14 protein-coding genes are annotated in these 16009 nt (G+C 67.4%); 12 read left to right on the forward strand and 2 right to left on the reverse strand.

The features are described 5' to 3' along the window. Positions 1-17 precede the first annotated feature (17 nt). The 10 genes from AncyloWKF20_RS10285 (at position 18) to AncyloWKF20_RS10330 (ending at position 11364) form a co-directional block, all read left to right on the forward strand. A complete protein-coding gene (locus tag AncyloWKF20_RS10285) occupies positions 18-1628 on the forward strand; it encodes an MFS transporter (RefSeq protein WP_279317745.1) in 1611 nt (536 codons plus the stop codon). Between the two features lie 246 nt (positions 1629-1874). Next, the gene (locus tag AncyloWKF20_RS10290) at positions 1875-3029 is read left to right on the forward strand and encodes a transporter substrate-binding domain-containing protein (RefSeq protein WP_279317746.1); all 1155 of its coding nucleotides are present in this window, start codon (positions 1875-1877) and stop codon (positions 3027-3029) included. Then, the gene (locus AncyloWKF20_RS10295) at positions 3029-3688 is read left to right on the forward strand and encodes an ANTAR domain-containing protein (RefSeq protein WP_279317747.1); all 660 of its coding nucleotides are present in this window, start codon (positions 3029-3031) and stop codon (positions 3686-3688) included. The genes AncyloWKF20_RS10290 and AncyloWKF20_RS10295 overlap by 1 nt, the downstream gene beginning before the upstream one ends. A 21-nt stretch (positions 3689-3709) precedes the next feature. After that, positions 3710-4948 (forward strand): urea ABC transporter substrate-binding protein, encoded by a 1239-nt coding sequence (locus AncyloWKF20_RS10300; protein ID WP_279317748.1) that lies wholly within the window; start codon positions 3710-3712, stop codon positions 4946-4948. A gap of 143 nt (positions 4949-5091) precedes the next feature. Then, the gene (locus tag AncyloWKF20_RS10305) at positions 5092-5964 is read left to right on the forward strand and encodes a branched-chain amino acid ABC transporter permease (protein WP_279317749.1); all 873 of its coding nucleotides are present in this window, start codon (positions 5092-5094) and stop codon (positions 5962-5964) included. A gap of 19 nt (positions 5965-5983) precedes the next feature. Further along, complete coding sequence (locus tag AncyloWKF20_RS10310; RefSeq protein WP_279317750.1) at positions 5984-7042, forward strand: branched-chain amino acid ABC transporter permease; 1059 nt, start codon at positions 5984-5986, stop codon at positions 7040-7042. Then, the gene (locus AncyloWKF20_RS10315; RefSeq protein ID WP_279317751.1) at positions 7042-7770 is read left to right on the forward strand and encodes an ABC transporter ATP-binding protein; all 729 of its coding nucleotides are present in this window, start codon (positions 7042-7044) and stop codon (positions 7768-7770) included. Before AncyloWKF20_RS10310 ends, AncyloWKF20_RS10315 begins: the two co-directional genes overlap by 1 nt. Further along, positions 7763-8476, forward strand: a complete 714-nt coding sequence (locus AncyloWKF20_RS10320) for an ABC transporter ATP-binding protein (RefSeq protein ID WP_279317752.1) — start codon at positions 7763-7765, stop codon at positions 8474-8476. Before AncyloWKF20_RS10315 ends, AncyloWKF20_RS10320 begins: the two co-directional genes overlap by 8 nt. 38 nt (positions 8477-8514) lie before the next feature. Next, a complete protein-coding gene (locus AncyloWKF20_RS10325; protein ID WP_279317753.1) occupies positions 8515-9507 on the forward strand; it encodes an acetamidase/formamidase family protein in 993 nt (330 codons plus the stop codon). A 129-nt stretch (positions 9508-9636) separates the two neighbouring features. Continuing rightward, the gene (locus AncyloWKF20_RS10330; protein WP_279317754.1) at positions 9637-11364 is read left to right on the forward strand and encodes a nitrilase-related carbon-nitrogen hydrolase; all 1728 of its coding nucleotides are present in this window, start codon (positions 9637-9639) and stop codon (positions 11362-11364) included. On the opposite strand, the gene AncyloWKF20_RS10335 is transcribed toward AncyloWKF20_RS10330, so the two are convergent. Continuing rightward, positions 11361-12290, reverse strand: a complete 930-nt coding sequence (locus tag AncyloWKF20_RS10335; RefSeq protein ID WP_279317755.1) for a LysR family transcriptional regulator — start codon at positions 12288-12290, stop codon at positions 11361-11363. The genes AncyloWKF20_RS10330 and AncyloWKF20_RS10335 overlap by 4 nt on opposite strands. Positions 12291-12439: 149 nt before the next feature. On the opposite strand from AncyloWKF20_RS10335, the gene choX reads away from it, so the two are divergent. Further along, positions 12440-13381, forward strand: a complete 942-nt coding sequence (choX, locus tag AncyloWKF20_RS10340) for a choline ABC transporter substrate-binding protein (RefSeq protein WP_279317756.1) — start codon at positions 12440-12442, stop codon at positions 13379-13381. A gap of 75 nt (positions 13382-13456) precedes the next feature. Then, entirely contained in the window at positions 13457-14971 is a 1515-nt protein-coding gene (betC, locus tag AncyloWKF20_RS10345; RefSeq protein ID WP_279317757.1) for a choline-sulfatase, read from the forward strand. A 12-nt stretch (positions 14972-14983) separates the two neighbouring features. On the opposite strand, the gene AncyloWKF20_RS10350 is transcribed toward betC, so the two are convergent. Next, complete coding sequence (locus AncyloWKF20_RS10350; RefSeq protein ID WP_279317758.1) at positions 14984-15982, reverse strand: dihydroxyacetone kinase subunit DhaK; 999 nt, start codon at positions 15980-15982, stop codon at positions 14984-14986. Positions 15983-16009 lie beyond the last annotated feature (27 nt).

The following is a 16009-nucleotide window of genomic DNA, read 5'->3' on the forward strand; positions in this document are numbered from 1 at the left end:
ACCGCAAAGGAACCGACATGAGCGAGCCAGAGACGGGCCAGCCGCCCCACGCCACCGCGCCCTCCCCCGGCAGCTTCGCCCCGCTGCGCCGGCCTGTCTTCGCCGTGCTCTGGGCGGCGACCGTGCTCGGCAATACCGGCACCTTCATGCGCGACGTGGCGAGCGCCTGGCTGGTCACCGACCTCTCGGCATCGCCGACCGCCGTCGCCGCCGTGCAGGCCGCCGGCATGCTGCCGATATTCCTGCTGGCGATCCCGGCGGGCGTGCTGTCGGATATTCTCGACCGCCGCAAATTCCTGATCTTCATCCAGATCCTGCTCGGCGCGGTGAGCGCGACCTTGATGGTGCTCTCGGCCTCCGGGCTCGTCACCGTGTCCGCCCTCATCATGCTCACCTTCGTCGGCGGCATCGGCGCGGCGCTGATGGGGCCGACCTGGCAGTCGATAGTGCCCGAACTGGTGCCACGCGGCGAACTCAAGAGCGCGGTGGCGCTCAACTCGCTCGGCATCAACATCGCCCGCTCCATCGGCCCGGCGGTGGGCGGCCTGCTGCTCGCCGCCTTCGGCGCGGCCGTGACCTATGGCGCGGATGTCGCGAGCTATTTCATCGTCGTCTCGGCGCTGCTGTGGTGGAAGCGCCCGGCGGCCACGCAGGATGAGCTGAGCGAACGTTTCGGCGGCGCCTTCCGCGCCGGGCTGCGCTATGCCCGCTCCAGTCGCGAGCTGCATGTCGTGCTCTTGCGTGCGGCGGTGTTCTTCGCCTTCGCCAGCGCGGTCTGGGCGCTGCTGCCGCTGGTGACGCGGGAGATCCTCCAGGGCGACGCGGCGTTCTACGGCATCCTGCTCGGCTCGGTCGGCGTCGGCGCCATCATCGGCGCGCTGCTGCTGCCGCGCCTGCGCGACCGGCTGAGCGCGGACGGGCTGATGCTCGCCGCCGCCATCGCCACGGCCGGCGCCTCCGCCGCGCTGGCGGCCGGCCCGCCCAAGGCGCTGGCGCTGGTCATCCTGATGGTGATGGGCGCCGCCTGGATCGTGGCGCTAACGACGCTCAACGCGACCGCGCAGGCGATCCTGCCCAACTGGGTGCGAGGGCGCGCGCTCGCCGTCTACCTCACCGTGTTCAATGGCGCGATGGCCGGCGGCAGCCTCGGCTGGGGTTTCATCGCGCAGGAGCTCGGGCTCGCCGGCACGCTGCTGGTTTCGGCGGCGGGACTTACCCTCACTGGCCTGATCGTCCACCGCATCGGCCTGCCCAAAGGCGAGGCGGACCTCGCGCCGTCCAACCACTGGCCCGAGCCGATCCTCGCCGAACCGGTGCCCGGCGACCGTGGCCCGGTGCTCGTCCAGATCGAGTATCGCATTGATTCTGAAGACCGTTCCACCTTCCTCACCTCGCTCCGGCGCCTCGCCGACGCCCGCCGCCGCGACGGCGCCTACTCCTGGGGCGTGATGGAGGATGCGGCGGATCCGACCCTCGTCACCGAATGGTTCATGGTCGAATCCTGGGCCGAGCACCTCCGCCAGCATCATCGCGTGTCCCATGCGGATGCCGATGTGCAGGCGGCGATTCACGCCTTCCACCGCGACGCCGGCAAGCCGGTCGTGCGCCACCTCATCGCAATCGATTGAGCGGACTGGGTTTTTTCCTCCGCCGCGCGCCGCCCCCAAAGGTTACCGCATGAAAAGCGCAGGGGCCGCTTGACACAGCCCGGTTTTCGCGCGAGCCTATTTTTACGGCGCTGAGCGAGGCTGCTCATGAAAGCGCCAACCCATTAGTGACATTTCCAGCGAATGTGCATCACGATGCGCATCAGGCTGGTGGCAACGACGCCCGCGGCAGACCTGCCGACGGGCTTTTTTGTGTTTGGAACGGGAATGGCCAGTCAGCACTACCGCGTCGGCGTCATGTTCTCCACGACCGGGCCCTACAGCGTGGTGGCCCGCTCGATGCTGAACGGCGCCCTGCTGGCCTTCCGGGAAGCCGCGGCGGCGGAAAACGTGACCCTCGAGCCGGTGGTGGTGAACCCCGGCGGCGATCTCGCCCGCTATGCCGAGCTCAGCCAGGAACTCACCGCCTCCGGCATCCGCCATGTCGTCGGCTGCTACACCTCCTCGAGCCGCAAGGAAGTCATCCCCTGCTTCGAGAAGCATGACGCGCTGCTCTGGTATCCCTCGCACTATGAGGGTTTCGAGAGTTCGAGCAACGTCATCTACACGGGCGCCTCCCCGAACCAGCACGTGCTGCCGCTCGTGGACTACATGCTCGGCCATGTCGGCCCGCGCGCCTTCTGCGTCGGCTCGAACTACATCTGGGCGTGGGAGAACACCCGCATCTTCCGCGAGGCCATGACCGCGCGCGGCGGGCAGGTTCTGGCCGAACGCTATGCCGCCATCGGCGATACGAGCTTCGAGAAGCTGGTGGACGCCATTCTGGAAGCCAAGCCGGATTTCGTCTTCAACAACCTCATCGGCACGAGTGCCTACGCCTTCTTCCGCCTGTTCCGTGCCGCCTGCGCCGCCCGCGGCATCGACCAGGCCCGGCAGATCCCGATTGCCTCCTGCACCCTCTCCGAGCCGGAGCTGGAGGAGATCGGCGCCGGCGCGGTCGATGGCCACCTCTCCTCCAGCGTCTATTTCTCGTCGCTGGCAAACACGGCCAACGCCGCCTTCACCCGCGACTACCGCGCCGCCTTCCCGCAGGGGCCCTCCACCTCGGCGGATGCGGAGGCCTCCTACATCGCCGTCAAGCTGCTCGCCCGGGCGCTGGCCGATGCCGGGACGGACGAGGTGACGGCGGTGAAGCAGGCGGTGACGCGCCAGCGGCTGAACGCGCCGCAGGGCGATGTGTGGATCGACCCGCAGACCCTGCACGCCTGGCTGACGCCGCGCATCGGCCGGTCCACGCCGCAAGCCCGCTTCGATGTGATCGTGGAGGAGCCCGCCCCGGTGCGGCCCGATCCGTATCTCATCCAGTCCTCGCCCCGCTACGCCATGGCGCCCCGTAGTCCCAATCTGAGAGTGGTAAGGTGATGTCTCCTCGCCTGCTTCAGAATTTCAATGGTGGCCGGGCCGTCATCGCGACGGCCAATCGCAGCGCGGTCGAGGCGCTGGAAATGACGCTCGCCAAGCTCGGCGTGGGCGCGGAGTTTCGCGCCGTCAGCGAGCCGCGCGTGGAAATCGATGTTGCCGGGCTCAACCCGGAGCGCGACATTCTGTTTCTGGATGGCGATCTCGACATCGTCATTGCCGGCGAGCCGGGCGAGACCGCGCGCCTGCCCCAGGTGCCGGTGATCGGCCTTGTCGGCGTCGAGGCGCCCAGCCGCCTGAAGAACCTCATCAATCTCGGGGCCACGGCCTTCCTGCGCAAGCCGGTGCATGGCGCGGCCGTTTACACGGCGCTGTTTCTCGGGATCAACCAGTTCCTGCTGCGCACCGACATGAATGCGCGGCTGGAGGACATGGAGCGCCGCCGTCGCGGGCGGCGCTCGGTCGTCAAGGCGATTGTCGCCCTGATGGCCGATGCCGGCATCGACGACGATGCCGCCTATGACCGGCTCCGGCGCGACAGCATGCGCCTGCGCCGAAGCCTTGAAGAGCATTGCGAGGCCTTTCTCGCCACAAGGGCGCCAACGCCCGTCCGGTCGGCACCGGCAGGAGACATGCCCTTGCGGCACGCCGACCGGAAATAAACCTTCAGAGGAGAAGACCACATGTCTGGACGACTGATGCGGGGGCTGCGTGCCGCGGCCCTCTCGGGGACGCTTGTGCTCGGCGCCGGGGCGGCCTTCGCGGCTGATCCCATCAAGCTTGGCGTGCTGGAAGACCAGTCCGGCGATTTCGCCGCGGCGACCATCGGCAAGGTGCACGCCATCCAGCTGGCGGCGGAGGAGATCAACAAGGCCGGCGGCATCGATGGGCGCCCGCTTGAGCTGGTGATCTACGACACCCAGTCCGACAATACGCGCTATCAGGAGTTCATGCGCCGCGTGCTCCAGCGCGACAAGGTGGACGTGGTGTTCGCCGGCTTCTCCTCCGCCTCGCGCGAGGCCTACCGGCCCATCGTCAACCAGTTTGACGGCCTCGCCTTCTACAACAACCAGTATGAAGGCGGCGTCTGCGACGCCAACATGATCGTCACCGGCGCGGTGCCCGAGCAGCAGTTCTCCACCCTCATCCCGTGGATGATGGAGAAGTACGGCAAGAAGGTCTACACGCTCGCCGCCGACTATAATTTCGGCCAGATCTCCGCCGAATGGGTGCGCAAGATCGTCAAGGAGCATGGCGGCGAAATGGTCGGCGAGGATTTCATCCCGCTCGGCGTCTCGCAGTTCTCGCAGAACATCCAGAACATCCAGAAGGCCAAGCCCGACTTCGTGGTGACGCTGCTGGTCGGCACCGCGCAGGCCTCCTATTACGAGCAGGCGGCCTCCGCCAATGTGAACCTGCCGATGGCCTCCTCGGTCAATGTCGGCCAGGGCTATGAGCACAAGCGGTTCAAGCCGCCATCGCTCAAGGACATGTACGTCACCACCAACTACATCGAGGAAATCGACACCCCGGCCTCCAAGGCGTTCTTCGCCAAGTTCAAGGCCAAGTTCCCCGACGAGCCCTATGTGAACCAGGAGGCCGAGAACTCCTATCTGGCGGTCTATCTCTACAAGCAGATGGTCGAGCGGGCAAAGTCCACCAAGCGCGACGACCTGCGCAAGGAGATCGCCAAGGGCGATGTCTGCATGGACGCGCCGGAAGGCAAGGTCTGCCTCGACCCCAAGAGCCAGCACATGTCGCACACCATCTACCTCGCCAAGGTGGGTGCCGATCACTCGATCTCCTTCCCGAAGGTCTGGGAGGACATCAAGCCCTATTGGCTGGGCGAGGCCGGCTGCGACCTGACCAAGAGCGACCCGAGCGCGCAGTACACCCCGTCCAACCCGCCGCCGAAGCCCTGATCGCGGGCTGAGCCTTCGCGGACGCCGCATCCCCCTTCGGCGGCGCCCGCTCCTCGCCCCGGCGCGTCCCCCTTCCGCGCCGGGGCACATCTCCCTTTCCCGCTGCCCTCCTGGCACCGTCGGACCGAAGGCCCTCCCCGCCCATGGATCTCGGAACCCTTGCCTTTTCCGCCCTCTACCAGTTCGGCGACGCCTTCGCCTTTCTGGTGCTGTCCGCCTGCGGGCTCGCCGTGATCTTCGGCATGATGGGCGTCATCAACCTCGCCCATGGCGAATTCATCATGTGCGGGGCCTATGTCACCGTCTCCGCCGCCCATGCCGGCCTGCCGCTGCCGCTCGCCATTCTCTGCGGCGCGCTGGTCGCGGGGATGGTGGGCGCGCTGGTGGAGATGCTGGTCATCCGCCACCTCTATTCCCGCCCGCTGGACACCATCGTCGCGACCTGGGGCCTCAGCCTCATCGCCACGCAGGGCACGCTGATCCTGCTCGGCTCGACCATGGCGGGCGTCGGCACGCCCTTCGGCAGCTTCCAGATGGGCGCCTATTCCTACTCGGTCTACCGGCTGGTGCTGTTCGTGATGGCGCTGGTGGTGCTGGCCGGGCTCTACGCGCTGTTCAACTGGACGCGCTTTGGCGTCATGGCCCGCGCCACCATCCAGGTGCCGCACATGGCGGCGGCGCTGGGCGTGGATACGCGCCGGGTCTACAGCCTCACCTTCGCCCTCGGCGCGGGCCTCGCCGGGCTGACGGGCGGGCTCTATGCCCCGACCATGACGCTGGTGCCGACCATGGGCACGACCTTCATCATGGAAGCCTTCGTGACCGTCGTGGTGGGCGGCGCCGACGTCTTCCTCGGCACCGCGCCGGCCGCCGCCGTGCTCGCTGTGGTGAAGGCCACCATGACCTCGCTCTATGGCCAGCTCTTCGGCCAGATCGGCCTGCTGGTCGCCGTCATCGTCGTCATCCGCGTCTTGCCCAAGGGCATTTCCGGCTTCCTGCTGCGCGAACGCGCCTGAGCCCACGGAACCCATACCCATGAACGCTCTCGCCCGTTTCTTCGCCCGGCTGGAAGGCCCGCAGACCATGGGCCGCGGCCCCTGGTTCTGGGCCGGCTTCCTCGTCGTCCTTATCGCGGCCTGCGGCTACCCGCTGTTCAGCGACGGTTACACGGTCGGCAACACCGTCTACTTCTTCACCTGGGTCTTCATGGCGCTCGGCCTCAGCCTGATCTGGGGCTATGGCGGCGCGCTGTCCTTCGGCCAGACCGCCTTCTTCGGCATTGCCGGCTACAGCTACGGCATCCTCACCATCAATTTCGGCGCCGCCTATGGCTTCACGCTGGTGGCGCTGGTGCTCGCCATCGCCCTCGCCGCCTTGTTCGCGGTGCTGCTCGGCTATTTCCTCTATTTCGGGCGCATCTCCGGCGTCTTCCTCGGCATCGTCACCCTGTCGGTGACGCTGGTGCTGGAACGCTTCATGGCGCAGACCGCCGGCCCGGAGTGGAAGATCGGCAGCGCCCGGCTGAACGGCTTCAACGGCATGAGCAACATGCCCCCGCTCACCCTTCCCTGGCCCGGCGGCGATATCGTGCTGTTCCCCGACGTGCAGCTCTATTACGTCGTGCTGGGCCTGCTCGTGTTGGTCTATCTCGGCCTGCGCATCCTCGTGAACTCGCGCTTCGGCAATGTGCTGGTCGCGATCCGCGAGAACCCCGAGCGGGCCGAGATGCTCGGCTACGACATCCGCAAGTACCAGCTCGGCGCCTTTGTCATCGGCGCGGCGCTGGCGGGGCTGTCGGGCGTGCTCTACACGAGCTGGGGCCAATACATCACGCCCTCCAGCATGGGGATGACGGCCGCCGCTTTGCCCATCGTCTGGGTCGCGGTCGGCGGGCGCTCGGACATCACGGCGACGCTGATCGGCACGCTGGTGGTGCTCTCCGCCTTTCAGGCCCTCACCATCCATGGCAGCCAGTACGCGCTGGTGGTGATGGGCATACTCCTGGTGCTCACCGTGCTGCTCGCCCCGCGCGGGCTCATTCTTTCCGCTGGCGCCTTCATCGGCCGGCTGACCTCGAAGCGGGGAGGCGTCTGATGGCCCTCATCGAAGCGCGCGCGCTGAACAAGCATTTCGGCGGCCTGCACGTCACCAACAACGTCAATCTGGCGCTGGAGCCGGGTGAAATCCATTGCCTCATCGGCCCGAACGGCGCCGGCAAGAGCACCCTCTTCCGCCTCATCCTCGGCGAGCACCTGCCGAGCAGCGGGCAGATCCTGTTCGCGGGCGAGGACATCACGGCGCTGAAATCCTATCAGCGCATCCGCCGCGGGATGAGCGTGAAGTTCCAGGTGCCCGGCATCTTCAAGGCCTTGAGCGTGCGGCAGAATCTCGAGATCGCCATGCAGCACCACTACGCGCCCGCCGCGCTCCATGGCGAGATCGACCGGCTGCTCGACTTCCTCAAGCTGACGGCGGAAGCGAACCAGCTCGCCGGCAATCTCAGCCATGGCCAGAAGCAGTGGCTGGAGATCGGCATGGCGATCAGCCTCAAGCCGCGCCTGCTGCTGCTGGACGAGCCGACCGCCGGCATGTCGCCGGAGGAGACCTTCGCCACCGGCGAGATGATCCAGCGTCTCAACCGCGAGGGCATGACGGTGCTGGCGGTCGAGCACGACATGGCCTTCGTCCGCCAGGTCGCCCACAAGGTCACGGTGCTGCATCTCGGCCAGGTGTTCGCTCAAGGGTCGATCGACGCCATCGTCGCCGACGAGCGGGTCGCCGCCATCTATCTCGGTCATGCGCCGGAGGCCGCCCATGCGTAAGGAAGTGCTGCTCTCCACCCTCGGCCTGCGCGCCGGCTATGGCGGCAAGCCGGTGCTGCAAGGTCTCGATCTCACCGTGCGAGAGGGCGAGATCGTCGCGGTGATCGGGCGCAACGGCGTCGGCAAGTCGACGCTGATGAAGAGCCTCATCGGCCTCGTTCCGGCGATGGATGGCTCCATCGTCTATCGCGGCGAGGCGGTCGAGCACCTTCCCGCCCACAAGCGCGCCCGGCTCGGCGTCGGCTATGTACCGCAGGGCCGCGACGTGTTCCCGCGCCTCAGCGTGGCCGAGAACATCGCGGTCGGTGCCATGCTCAAGGCGGGCGTGACAGCGGCGGACCGCGAGCGTGTTCTCGACTATTTCCCCATCCTGCGCGAACGCTGGGCCCAGCGCGCCGGCACCATGTCGGGCGGCCAGCAGCAGCAGCTCGCCATTGGCCGCGTGCTCATCGCCGATCCCGCCCTCATCCTGCTCGACGAGCCGTCCGAGGGCATCCAGCCCAACATCGTGCAGGACATCGCCCGCATCATGGTGGAGCTCAACCGCGCCACCGGCGTCACCATCATGCTGGTGGAGCAGAACATCGACATGATCCGCGCCATGGCGCAGCGTTGCTACGTGATGGACAAGGGTCGCATCGTCGCCGAGCTTGATCGCGAGGCCCTGGCCGATGGCGAGGCCATGCGTCGTCATCTGGCGGTCTGACGCCCCCGCCGAACCGAGACAGCCAAAAGGAGAAAGCAATGTCCTGGCTAGAGACGTCCATCATGGCACGCAAGGGCCTCGCCAAGGGCCAGGCGGGGTCCACCCACGCCATCACCGAAGAGGTGCAGGGCAAGTATCATTACGTCTACGGCCCCTATGTCGACCCGGTGCTCAAAGTCGACCCCGGCGCGGTCGTCTCGGCCGAGACGCATGACGCCTTCGAGGGGGCGATCAAGAACGAGACCGACAACCCGCTCGAGATCCTCAACTTTCCCTATCTGAACCCGCAGAACGGCCCGATCTACGTCAATGGCGCGGAGAAGGGCGACACGCTCGCGGTCTACATCAAGAACATCGTCCCGCGCGGCGAGCAGCCCCGCGGCACCACGCTGATCATGCCGGAATTCGGCGGCCTCGTGCCGACCAAGGACACGGCGATGCTCAACGCGCCGCTGCCGATCAAGGTGAAGAAGCTGCATGTCGATGCCGAGACCGGCACGAAGTGGAGCGACAAGATCACCCTGCCCTATGTGCCCTTCATCGGCACCATCGGCACCTCGCCGGAGATCGAGGCCATCACCTCGCTGCAGCCGGACTATTATGGCGGCAACATGGACCTGCCGGATGTCGGCATCGGCGCGGTGATCTACCTGCCGGTCAACATCAAGGGCGGCCTGCTCTATCTCGGCGACTGCCACGCCACGCAGGGCGATGGCGAGCTGTGCGGCGTGGCGCTGGAGCACCCCACCGTCACCACCATCCAGATCGACCTTATCAAGGGCTGGACCATCCACACGCCGCGCCTCGAGACCGAGGACTTCATCATGTCCATCGGCTCCACCCGCCCGATGGAAGACGCCACCCGCATGGCCTATCGCGACCTCATCCGCTGGATGGCGTCGGATTACGGCTTCGACGAGGTGGAAGCCTATATGCTGCTGACCCAGTGCGGGCGCGTGCGGCTCGGCAACATGGTCGACCCGAAATACACGATGGGCGCCTCGATCCTGAAGTCGTACCTGACGCCCTGAGCGCCGGCCAACCGTCATATCCGGCCGTAGGGCCGGGTGTGACGACGCATCCCACCCTTCCGTTCGTCTCCTAACGGCGTTCCGCACCAGCGGGACGCCGGACACCTCCCCTTTGCCCGGAGTCCCGCGATGACCCTCCCGCTGAAGGTCGCCACCGTCCAGTTCGAGCCGACTCTGTTCGAGAAGGAGCGCAACATCACGCGGCTGCTCGATCTCGTCGCAGAGGCCGCCGACGCGGGCGCCAAACTCATCGTGACGCCGGAAATGGGCACCACCGGCTATTGCTGGTTCGACCGTGCTGAGGTGGCACCCTTCATCGAGACCATTCCCGGTCCGACCACAGAACGCTTCGCGGCGCTGGCCCAGCAGCAGGATTGCTACATCGTCATCGGCATGCCCGAAGTCGATGCGGCGACCGGGCTCTATTACAATTCGGCGGTGCTGATCGGACCGGAGGGCGTCGTCGGCACCCACCGCAAGACGCATCCCTACATCTCCGAGCCGAAATGGTCGGCGCCGGGCGATCTCGGCCATCAGGTGTTCGACACGCCCATCGGCCGTATCGCCCTGCTGATCTGCATGGACATCCATTTCGTCGAAACCGCCCGCCTCGTCGCGCTGGGCGGCGCCGACATCATCTGCCACATCTCCAATTGGCTCGCCGAGCGCACGCCTGCGCCCTACTGGATCAGCCGGGCGGTGGAGAATGGCTGCTACCTCATCGAGAGCAATCGCTGGGGGCTGGAGCGCGGCGTGCAGTTCTCCGGCGGCAGCTGCGTCATCGAGCCGGACGGCACGCTCGCGGCGGTGATCGACGGCGGGGACGGCGTGGCGCTGGCCGAGATCGACCTGGAGCGCGCCCGCGCCCGCCAGATGTTCGGCGAGCCGGTGTTCGAGCAGCGCCGGCCAGAGCTCTATATGGAGCTGCCGACCAGCACCTATGCCTGGAACCCGCTCGACTTCTTCGGCCTCTACGGCCACCGCCCCCTGCCCCCCGGCCGCCAGTCGCGCGTCGCGGTGGCGCAGTTCACCCCGTCCGCCGACATCGCGGCGAACCTCGCCCAGATCGAGGCGCTGGCCAGCGAGGCGCGCCGGAGCGAGGGGGCCGAGATGGTCGTGTTCCCCGAGCGGGCGCTCACCGGCTTCGACCTGCCCAACGCCCAGCCCGTAAACGGCCCCGCCACCGCCCGGCTGCAGACGCTGGCGAGCCGGCTCGGCATCTATCTCGTCGTCGGTCTCGCCGAGGAGGCGGGCGGGCAGCTCTACAACAGCGCCCTGCTGCTCGGACCCGAGGGACTGATCGGCACACACCGCAAACTCCACCTCGATGCGGCCGACGGCAACTGGGCGAGCGCGGGCGACGACTGGAGCGTTCTCGATACACAGATTGGACGGATTGGACTCCTCATCGGCCACGACGCCAGCTTCCCGGAAGCCGGCCGCGTGCTGGCTTTGCGCGGCTGCGACCTCATCGCCTGCCCGGCCGCGATCCGCGGCCCGTTCACCGGCGCCCATGCCGGCTCAAAGGTCGCGCAGAGCTACCCGATCCCCACCGGCGCCGACCCGCACCACTGGCACCATTTCCGCGCAAGGGCCGGAGAAAACAACGTTTTCTTCGCCTTCGCCAATGCGCTCGACCCCGCGCGGGGCTATGAGGGAAAGAGTGGCGTGTTCGGCCCGGACACCTTCGAGTTCCCCCGCCGCGAGGCCATCATCGCCGAGGGAACCGGCGTCGCCGTGGCGACGGTGGACACTACCAATCTCGACAGCCGCTACCCGACCAATGTGGTGCGCCGCAAGGATCTCGTCCTCATGCGCCAGCCCCACCACTACCAACCCCTTATCAGCACACGCTAAATGCCCCAGCGCGGCTGCGCGATGATCCAGTTGATCAGATCCCACGCCGCCGCCGAGGGCTCCCGCCCCGGCCGCAGCCAGTAGCCGCTCTCCGGCCGCGCAATGGGTGGGCCGACGGCGACCAGCGTGCCGTCGGCAATCGCCCCGTCGATCAGCCCCTCCCAGCCGAGCGCGACGCCCTGGTCAGCCATGGCGGCCTGCACGACGAGGCCATAGGTGTTGAGGCTGAGATCGCCTGGCACCGGCTCGCGCGGCACGCGCATCGCCGCGAACCAGTCGTGCCAGCCGAACCAGCGCGGACGCGGCGTGCTGTCGAGGTGCAGCAGCGGCAACCTGGCAAGGCGCCGGGGATCATTGGTCGCGTCATCGGCCGCAACCCCTTGCGCCAAAAGGCCATGCCGCGCGGCAAAACCCGGGCTGCACACGGGATAGACCCGCTCCTCGACAAGCTGCGTCGCGCCGGCGCCGAAGTCCGCCCGCGTGCCGAACAGCACCGCGACATCCTCGGCCTCGTCGGTGCCGGGATCGGCGGCGGCTGAGGCGATGATGTGCACCTCGGTATCCGGTCGCACCCGGCGGAACTGCGCCACGCGCGGCATCATCCAGAACGAGGCGAAACCATAATCGGTGAACAGCCGCACCACCGGCTGGCGGTTCATCCGGCGAATGGCGCGGGCGGACGCGTCGATTTCGCCGAGAGCAGCCGTGGCCGCGCGGTGCAATCGGTCGCCCGCCGCGGTGAGGGTGCTGCCGCGATGGCCACGCTCCAGCAGCGCCGCGCCGAGCTGCTGCTCCAGCATCCGCACGGTGTAGCTGACCGCTGGCTGCGACAGGCCGAGCTCGCTCGCCGCCGCGGTCAGGCTGCCGCGCCGTCCCACCGCCTCGAAAATCCGCACCCAGCCAAGATCGAGAAGGCGTTCAGCCATAAGCCTATATTGGGTCAGCCATTGAAAATGCACCGCTTCACAGCGTTAAGCATTTAACCGTCTGATGTCGGTGGGGGCAAGCTGGCCACAGACCCGATGACGGGCAGCCTCTTGCGATTGTGTGTCTCACCCTTTCTGGAGGTTCCGTGATGAATCGCTTTGCAAGGGCCGCCTGCGCCCTTTCTGTCCTCTTCGCCGCCGGCGCCGCCTCGGCTGCCGATGCGCCCAGCTGCAAGACCGTCCGCATGTCCGATCCCGGCTGGACGGACATCACCTCGACCAACGCCCTCGCCGGCGTGGTGCTCGCCGGCCTCGGCTACACTCAGGACGTGAAGACGCTGTCCGTACCCATCGGCTATGAGTCGATGAAGAACGGCAATGTCGATGTCTTCCTCGGCAACTGGATGCCGGCCCAGCAGAAATTCATCGACGCGCTGAACGAGGCGAAGGCGGTGGAAGTGCTAGGCACCAACCTGATCGGCGCCAAGTTCACCCTCGCCGTGCCGACCTATGTGTCGGACGCCGGCGTGAAGGACTTCAAGGATCTCGCCGCCAATGCCGACAAGTTCGGCAGCCAGATCTACGGCATCGAGCCGGGCGCCCCGGCCAATGCCAACATCCAGAAGATGGTCGATGCCAACGACTTCGGCCTGAAGGGCTGGAAGGTCGTTGAATCCGGCGAGCAGGCCATGCTGGCGCAGGTGAAGCGGGCCTCGAACGGCAAGGACTGGATCGTCTTCCTCGCCTGGGCCCCGCACCCGATGAACGAGACCTTCGCCATCACCTATCTGTCCGGCGGCGACGCCTATTTCGGCGCGAATTTTGGCGGCGCCGATGTGCGCACCCTCGCCCGCACCGGCTGGTCGGCGCAGTGCCCCAACGCCGCGACCCTGTTCAGGAACCTCAAATTCGACCTCGCCATCGAGAACGCGATGATGGGCAAGATCCTCGATGACGGGCTGGAGCCCACCGCTGCCGCCAAGGCTCTGCTCAAGGCGCAGCCGGATATCCTCGGCCCCTGGCTGGCCGGCGTCACCACTTTTGACGGCAAGCCGGGCCTGCCCGCGGTGAAGGCCGCACTGGGCCTGTAACACCCACGACCAGACCTGCCCGGACGGGCACGCCCCGGCGTGTCCGCCCGCTTTCCTGCCACGGCGGAGCCGGCGATGACGCGTCCCAATATTCTCATCCTGATGGTCGACCAGCTGAACGGGACGCTGTTCCCCGACGGCCCCGCCCCTTTCCTGCACGCCCCGCATCTGCGCGCGCTGGCCGGCCGTTCCGCCCGCTTCGCCAACAGCTACACGGCGAGCCCGCTCTGCGCCCCGGCGCGGGCGTCCTTCATGTCCGGCCAATTGCCGAGCCGCACCCGCGTCTATGACAACGCCGCCGAGTTCGGCTCGGATATCCCGACTTTCGCCCACCATCTGCGCCGCGCCGGCTATCACACCGCGCTGTCCGGCAAGATGCATTTCGTCGGACCCGACCAGCTTCACGGCTTCGAGGAGCGGCTGACGACCGACATCTACCCCGCCGATTTCGGCTGGACGCCGGACTATACGCGGCCGGGCGAGCGCATCGACTGGTGGTATCACAATCTCGGCTCGGTCACCGGAGCTGGCGTGGCGGAGATCACCAACCAGCTCGAATATGACGACGAGGTCGCCTACCACGCCGGCCGCAAACTCTATGATCTGGCGCGCGGGCAGGAGAAGCGGCCCTGGTGCCTCTCGGTGAGCTTCACCCACCCGCATGACCCCTATGTCGCGCGCCGCCGCTTCTGGGATCTCTACGAGGATTGCCCCGCCCTCGACCCGGTGGTGCCGCCCATCCCGTTCGAGCAGCAAGACCCGCATTCACAGCGGCTGATGCGCGCCAGCGACCATGCCTCAAGCCATGTGACGGCGGAGGATGTCCGGCGCTCCCGCCGCGCCTATTTCGCCAACATCTCCTATATCGACGAGAAGATCGGCGAGTTGCTGGCCATTCTCGACACCTGCCGGATGGCCGAAGACACAGTGGTCGTGTTCGTCTCCGACCATGGCGACATGCTTGGCGAGCGTGGCCTGTGGTTCAAGATGAACTTCTTCGAGGGGTCGGCCCGCGTGCCGCTGATGATCGCCGCGCCGGACCTGCCGGCCGGCCGCGTCGACCACCCGGTCTCCACGCTCGACGTGCTGCCGACGCTGGCGGAACTCGCCGGGCTCGACCTCTCCAGCGTGCTGCCATGGACCGATGGCGAGAGCCTCGTACCGCTCGCTCAGGGACGCGGAACGCGCTCCCCTGTGCCGATGGAATATGCCGCGGAGGGCTCCGAGGCACCCCTCGTGGCGCTGCGCGACGGGCCGTGGAAACTCGTCCTGTGCGACCTCGACCCGCCGATCCTGACCCATCTCAACGACGACCCGCAGGAGCGGATCAACCGCGCGAGCGATCCCGCCTGCGCGGGTGTCCTCACCTCCCTGCAGGCGATGATGCGGGAGCGCTGGGATCTCGCCCGGTTCGACGCGGACGTGCGGGCGAGCCAGGCCCGCCGCCATGTCGTCTACGCCGCGCTGCGCAACGGGGCCTATTACCCCTGGGACTTCCAGCCGCTGCAAAAGGCCTCGGAGCGCTATATGCGCAACCACATGGACCTGAACATTCTTGAGGAATCGCAGCGCTTTCCGCGCGGCGAATGAGAGCCGGCGCCATCACCAGGAAAAGCAGGCCGTCGCCACCGGGGCGCCCCACAGCGCGAACTGCGCCTCATCGAGCAGAGCGAGCGTGATTGAGAAGCCCGCCATGTCGAGCGAGGTGACGAAGGTTCCGGTAAGGCTGCGCGCCGGCGCGATGCCACGGGCCTCGAAGAAGCGATGCGCGATGCCCTGCGCGAGATAGAGCTCGATCGGCGGCGTGCCGCCAAAGCCATTGACCAGCAGAAGCGGCCGCAACGAGCTCGCGACAAGATGAGCGGGAAGCTCGGCCAGCACGCGCTCGCCGAGCAGGCGGATCATCTCGTCGGCCGCGACGAAGCCGATCCGCTCCAGCCCCGGCTCGCCATGGATGCCGACGCCAATCTCCATCTCGTCCGGGCCGAGCGAGAAAGTCTCGCGCGCATTGTTCGGCACGGTCACACCACGCAGCGCGACACCCATGGAGCGGATGCGGGTGTTGAGATCCTCGCCGAGCGCCTTCAATGCCGGAAGGCTTGCGCCCTCTTCGGCGGCGGCGCCGAGGATCTTCTCGACGATGACCGTGCCCGCCACGCCCCGCCGCCCGCGGCTGCGCACGGCCGGCCCGGTCGCCGCGTCGTCCTCGACCACGACCATCTCGACGGCGTGGCGGGCGGCCGCCATCTCCGCCGCCATCTCGAAATTCATCACGTCGCCGTCATAGTTCTTCACCACCAGAAGGCAGCCGGCGCCGGTGTCCGTCGCGTCCATCGCCGCGACGATCTGGTCCGGGGTCGGCGAGGTGAAGACATGTCCGGTGCAGGCGGCGTCGAGCATCCCCCGGCCGATGAAGCCGGCATGCAGCGGCTCATGCCCTGCCCCGCCGCCGGCGATCAACGCCACCTTGGCCGAGGCGAGGTCGCGCCGACGGATGAACTTGCCGTCCGCGCCGAACATCACCAGCCCGGCATGCGCGCGCACGAAGCCGGCCAAGCCCTCGGCAACAAAGGCGTCGGGCGCGTTCATGACCCGCTTCACCGGCCCGCCCTCCGGTGAGGGTGCGCG

The organism is Ancylobacter sp. WKF20 (assembly GCF_029760895.1).
Lineage (GTDB): Bacteria > Pseudomonadota > Alphaproteobacteria > Rhizobiales > Xanthobacteraceae > Ancylobacter.